This is a genomic window from Mesonia phycicola (genome assembly GCF_900141885.1).
Taxonomy (GTDB): domain Bacteria; phylum Bacteroidota; class Bacteroidia; order Flavobacteriales; family Flavobacteriaceae; genus Mesonia; species Mesonia phycicola.
In genome coordinates this window covers 1-5,561 of the sequence record NZ_FQYY01000020.1, presented here as the reverse complement: position 1 = coordinate 5,561, position 5,561 = coordinate 1, and the positions used below count along the sequence as shown (strand labels likewise).

At 32.8% G+C, this 5,561-nt stretch carries 8 protein-coding genes; all 8 read left to right on the top strand.

What is annotated here, in order from left to right; translation table 11 throughout:
• Nucleotides 1–186 (top strand): hypothetical protein (locus tag BUC03_RS15405; protein ID WP_234971643.1); only part of this gene is annotated, 186 nt, incomplete at its 5' end.
• Nucleotides 187–343: 157 nt separating this feature from the next.
• Nucleotides 344–1,006 (top strand): hypothetical protein, encoded by a 663-nt coding sequence (locus tag BUC03_RS14645; RefSeq protein WP_073153783.1) that lies wholly within the window; start codon nucleotides 344–346, stop codon nucleotides 1,004–1,006.
• A gap of 145 nt (nucleotides 1,007–1,151) precedes the next feature.
• Entirely contained in the window at nucleotides 1,152–1,724 is a 573-nt protein-coding gene (locus BUC03_RS14640) for a hypothetical protein (protein WP_073153780.1), read from the top strand.
• Nucleotides 1,725–1,890: 166 nt separating this feature from the next.
• Nucleotides 1,891–2,580, top strand: a complete 690-nt coding sequence (locus tag BUC03_RS14635) for a helix-turn-helix transcriptional regulator (protein ID WP_073153778.1) — start codon at nucleotides 1,891–1,893, stop codon at nucleotides 2,578–2,580.
• A 79-nt stretch (nucleotides 2,581–2,659) separates the two neighbouring features.
• Entirely contained in the window at nucleotides 2,660–3,052 is a 393-nt protein-coding gene (locus tag BUC03_RS14630; protein WP_073153775.1) for a RidA family protein, read from the top strand.
• A gap of 52 nt (nucleotides 3,053–3,104) precedes the next feature.
• Nucleotides 3,105–3,623 (top strand): YdeI/OmpD-associated family protein, encoded by a 519-nt coding sequence (locus BUC03_RS14625; protein WP_234971642.1) that lies wholly within the window; start codon nucleotides 3,105–3,107, stop codon nucleotides 3,621–3,623.
• A 179-nt stretch (nucleotides 3,624–3,802) separates the two neighbouring features.
• On the top strand, nucleotides 3,803–4,348 hold the full coding sequence (locus BUC03_RS14620; protein WP_073153770.1) for an STM3941 family protein: 546 nt from the start codon (nucleotides 3,803–3,805) through the stop codon (nucleotides 4,346–4,348).
• Nucleotides 4,349–4,496: 148 nt separating this feature from the next.
• Nucleotides 4,497–5,357, top strand: a complete 861-nt coding sequence (locus BUC03_RS14615; RefSeq protein ID WP_073153767.1) for an SPFH domain-containing protein — start codon at nucleotides 4,497–4,499, stop codon at nucleotides 5,355–5,357.
• The last annotated feature ends 204 nt before the right edge of the window (nucleotides 5,358–5,561 follow it).

The window sequence follows — 5,561 nt, the reverse complement described above, 5'->3', positions numbered from 1 at the left end:
GTAAATCATAATGTTATTCGTTTTACCGTTCCTTATAAGAATGAATTAATTGAATATAGATTTGATATTGATATGGACGTGACTAAATTAAAAATGCATTTTGCTATTAAAAAAACGACTATATTATATGTTGATCAAGAAAACCCGAATAACAACTATTTGGATTTACGATTTTTAGAAAAATGAATAAAAAACGTGTTACAACACCGTATAATTCCAACTAAGGTTTAGTTGTGTCCTGCGGACACAGACGCAAAAGCATCAAAGTTAGCTCTTTTTACTATCTTTACTCCTAACCTTCCCTTAGCTGGGAAATTACACAAAACCGTTACCACCAATTTGAATGAAGCGCATTTTAATAAACATATTACTAATTCTAACTGTTGGATTATTCCAAGATACATTTGCGCAGGAATCGGAATCGAAAGTCGGAAAAGTAAAAGTTGTGAAATATCGAGATACTAACGATAAATTTACGGAATCGACAACTGACAAAACTCTTGCGTATTTGAATAAAAGAAAACACGATATTTTAATTACAAATAAAAAGGATACAACTCTATTGAAAACTGACTCTCTTGGAATTTTTAAAATCCCAAATAAATATTTCAATTATTGTAGTATAACCGTAAATCCTAAAACAAAAGACTTAAGAGAAGAATTCTTGTTTATTGAGGGACTTGGCGCAAAAGACAGTCTCGAATTTAAAATTTATGATTACCATATCTCGAACAAAATTGATTCAACTAAAGCACCTGAATTTTATAATAAATTCAATACTAAAAAGGCTGAACAGGACTTTTTTGCTGGAAATAAAAGATACTTGCTTGGAAATGGAATTGAATACTCAAAGAATTTTATTGAACAATTGGAATTAAAATCTAAAGAGTATGGATTTGAAATTGAGTATCCCGAAAAAATGTCTGGAACTTTGGAAGAACATCGAATTCTATATAGATATAACGACCGAATGAAAGAATTGCTCGGAATAAAAAACTGGTGGTAACAATGTATAACCGCAATTACGGCGGATTCGACTACGTCCGAATCCACTCGGAATTGCTAACGTCTGTGCTTAACCGAAAAATTTGCGTACTTTAACCCGTAACTGACGGTTATACGAAACCGTTAGCTTTAATTTGAGAAAAAATATGAAAATACAGAAATTAATCTTTGCAATTTTTCTTATTCTTTTAATTTCTTGTGACGAGCAAAAAGTTGAGACTGAATATCATAAAATTGCAGATATAAACGGTAAGTTTCCATTACCTAAAGATTATTTCCAAATTTCAAGTGAAAAAGCTATGGTATTAGCTGGCGGTATGAATAAACCAAATAGCAAAGCTTTGACAAATAAAATGAATGCTAAACTAAACCACTTTATTGACAAAAATAATGAGCAGAATTTAGTATCAATAACTAATGCCGTTCCAAAACTTGATATTGAAAAAGAATTTCTTAATGGTTTCGCTCAAATGATAGAAGAAGAAACATTTAATAATTTAAGTAAACCCTCAAATCATAGACTGATAGACAAAAAATTTTTTAAGTCTAAAGATAATAAGTCTCTTAAAGTTAAATTTGATTACGAAAGTGCGGAAAGCAAAAAGTATTTCACATTATTTCTTGTAACAACAACAAAGCAGTCATTTATAATTACTCAACATTCAAATACCAAGTCTGACATTCAAACTATGGTTACTGAATATATGAGAAAAAACTAAAGCTAACAATGTATAATTCCAACTAAGGTTTAGTTGTGTCCTGCGGACACAGACGCAAAAGCGTCAAAGTTAGCTCTTTTTACTATCTTTACTCCTAACCTTCCCTTAGCTGGGAAATTATACAAAACCGTTGTAAGCCATTAAAAAAACGACCGAGAAATAACGAATGAACGAAAATGAAACAAAAAGACTTTCACGACTGACTGCCATTTTAACGCGGTTGCAAACAAAACGACTTTTGACTTCTACGGAATTAGCAGACAAATTTTCGGTAAGTGTAAGAACAATTTACAGAGACATTCGAGCATTGGAACAAGCAGGAGTTCCCATAATCACGGAAGAAGGCAAAGGTTATTCCTTAATGGAAGGTTACAAAATTCCACCTGTAATGTTTACCGAAGCCCAAGCCAATGCCTTAATCATAGCAGAACAATTAGTGCTTAAAAATAAGGATGCTTCATTTATAAAAGATTATTCAGAAGCCATTGAGAAAATTAAAGCGGTGTTAAGATACAGTCAAAAAGACAAGGTTAATTTACTATCCGAAAGAACACGATTTGACCAAAACATAAACCGAGAAAGAAATAGTAACAGTCTATCTGAACTTCAATTTGCTCTGACCAATTTCCGACTTGTCAATATAGACTACATAAACGCTGGCGAGAAATCAACCTACCGAACAATTGAACCATTTGCACTTTTAAGCACAGAAAATTGGCTGTTGGTTGCTTACTGTCAATTACGTAAAGAGTTTCGTTTTTTCCGATTAGACAGAATTAAAAAATTGCAAGTACTCAATGAACATTTTGAACCGCACAAAATGACTTTGCAAGAATATTTTGATAAATTTCATTAAGCCATTTCGACCCCTGACATAACGCTGTCACAAGTCCATTTTATTTTTGCTTCAAATTAAAAAAGTAAAATATTTCAAAATGGAAAAAAGAACAATTGACCCTTGGAAATGGGGCGAACAAACTAACTCTGCACAAGCGGTAGAAGTAAAAAATGTTGAAGGTACTTTGTACTGTTCTGGACAAGTTGCTATAGATGAGAATGGTGTGCCGAGTAATGCAGATATGCGTTCACAGTTAATCCAAACGATTCAGAATTTAGAACAACTAATCAACGAATCGGGATACGAATGCAAAAACATTGTAAGACTTAATGTTTACACAACTTCAACACAAGAATTTTTCACAACCTGTATGAATGTTTATGTGCCATTCTTACAAAAATATGGCATAAAACAAGTCACAACGTTGCTAGGAGTTAAAGAACTTTTTGCAACTTTGACGGTAGAATTAGAAGTCACCGTTGTTAAATAAGAACGAAGAAACATATTATCCAAAAAGCCGTACGGATTGGCGAAAATGGTTAGTGAAAAATCACCAAACCAAGCCATCTGTATGGCTTTTATTTTACAACAAAAAATCAGATAAAAGCTCAATTAGTTGGAGCGATGCAGTTGATGAAGCACTTTGCTTTGGTTGGATTGATAGCAAAAAACAAAAAATTGATGAGTTTAGTTATCGCCAGTATTATTCAAAAAGAAAACCAGATAGCACTTGGTCTAAAATCAACAAAGAAAAATTGGAACAACTCATTAAAAACGGTTTGATGACAAAATCGGGATTAAAAAGTATTGAAGTTGCCAAGCAAAACGGTTCTTGGACAATTTTAGACGATATAGAAGAATTAATCATTCCGAAAGACTTACAAGAAGCATTGACAAGTCATAAAAACGCTCTTGAATATTTTGAAAGTCAAAGCAAATCCAGCAAAAAGATGCTGTTGTATTGGGTTGCTTCTGCCAAAAGACTAAAAACAAGACTAAACCGTATTGAAGAAATTGCTGAATTGGCAAGTATAGGACAAAAGCCGAAACAATTTAGATAGAATAAAAAACGGCTTACAACATCGTATAATTCCAACTAAGGTTGGGTTGTGTCCTGCGGACACAGACGCAAAAGCGTCAAAGTTAGCTCTTTTAATTATCTTTACTCCTAACCTTCCCTTAGCTGGAAAATTATACAAAACCGTTACCCAACATTTGAACTCACTCAAAATCAGACAAGTTGAATAACAAAATTGAAATACCATTAAGTAAAAAGAAAATAATTTTACTTCTATTAGCAGCAATTGCATTTGTTGCTGGCGGAATTTGGATTGCAACTAATCCAGAGAGATTTATTCCAAATATTTTTAGAGTTACTAATCCTGAAATTATTCGAATTTGCGGAATTACTGGAATTCTATTTTTTGGAGCGGCTGGAATTTATGGAATTAAGAAACTATTTGACAAAAAAGTTGGACTGATTATCGACTCAAACGGAATTACAGACAACTCAAACGCTTCAAGTATTGGACTAATAGAATGGAATGATATTTCGGATATTAGAACAAAGCAAGTTATGTCTACAAAATTCCTTCTGATTGACATTGTGAACCCTGAAAAATATATTGGAAAAGCAAAAAGCGGAATACAGGCGAGACTAATGAAAGCAAATATGAATATGTACGAAACACCTATCTCGATTACTTCAAATACTCTGAAATATGCTTTTGGAGAACTTGAGGAACTAATTCAAATAGAATACAAAAGAAATAAAAACGTTGGGTAACAACGTATAATTCCAACTAAGGTTTAGTTGTGTCCTACGGACACAGACGCAAAAGCGTCAAAGTTGGCTCTTTTTACTATCTTTACTCCTAACCTTCCCTTAGCTGGGAAATTATACAAAACCGTTGGCAACCATTTGAACGAACTTGATGGCAATACAAGATAAAATCACTCAAATTTGGGTAAAAAATACAGGGAAAAAGATAAATCCGAACGATTTTGAATGGTTAATTGGACCTATAGGAAATACAGATATTATTAAAGATAAGTTTATTTTCGAATTAGCTGAAAAAGAAAATTTAGAAATTCAAAAAAACTTACCGAATTCTGGTCTTCTCGAAAAAATGGAACAAATCGGAATTTCTGACCAAGACAAAAACCGTTTGAACGACAAAGTTACTGACTTTTATGAAAACACATCAAACTACGATTTTGAGGTTTGGTCTGAATGGAAAGGTATTTTTAAACCTTTTGGTAAACTTCTTTATGTCGTTTTTAGCAAACGACTTCAACAACTGAATTTACCTCTGAATTCGATTGATACTGCAAAAGGACTGAAAAGTCAAATAATAAAACTTAAAGATAAACAGACAAAGGAAACCAAATGGACAATTTGGTACAGAATAATAAAAAGTACAAACGACGTAATTTATTCAGGAATTTACACAACTTGTAAAAATCCGAATTACGAAAAACCACTTCTAAAAGTTGTGTTTCCACTACCAAACGGAAATGCTTCTGTGGTTATGACAGAGAAAGTTGAGAAAGATGGTTCGCTTCTTCTCTGCTCTGATGGAAAAAAATTCGGAGATAATGGATTTTACTTTACCTTGACAAATGGAAAAGGAGAATATTGGGCGAGATTCGTGAAATCAATGCACGAATGGATTAGAGTTTACGAAGACGATGAAAATGTATTGAGAGCTGACCACAATCTGAATTTTTATGGAATTCGGTTTTTGAATTTACATTATAGAATGAATAAAAAAACGGTTGCCAACACCGTATAAAAATAATTGCTAAATTAGTGCTTAACCAAAGATCGTTGCAGTTTTGCTACATCTGATTTTCCTGCGGAAAATCCTCGCACACAAAACCGCAACTATTCTTATACAAACACGTTGGCAACAAGCTGAAATCACTCATATGGAAACAAAATCAATCGAACAATTAGCAAAAGATATTTGGAAAAATCCTTCCGAATTTCCGACTGA

Excerpts from the sequence above, each read along its gene's own strand:
- BUC03_RS14645 (WP_073153783.1), top strand. The coding sequence starts at position 344 with ATGAAGCGCATTTTAATAAACATATTACTAATTCTAACTGTTGGATTA.
- BUC03_RS14640 (WP_073153780.1), top strand. The coding sequence starts at position 1,152 with ATGAAAATACAGAAATTAATCTTTGCAATTTTTCTTATTCTTTTAATT.
- BUC03_RS14635 (WP_073153778.1), top strand. The coding sequence starts at position 1,891 with ATGAACGAAAATGAAACAAAAAGACTTTCACGACTGACTGCCATTTTA.
- BUC03_RS14630 (WP_073153775.1), top strand. The coding sequence starts at position 2,660 with ATGGAAAAAAGAACAATTGACCCTTGGAAATGGGGCGAACAAACTAAC.
- BUC03_RS14615 (WP_073153767.1), top strand. The coding sequence starts at position 4,497 with ATGGCAATACAAGATAAAATCACTCAAATTTGGGTAAAAAATACAGGG.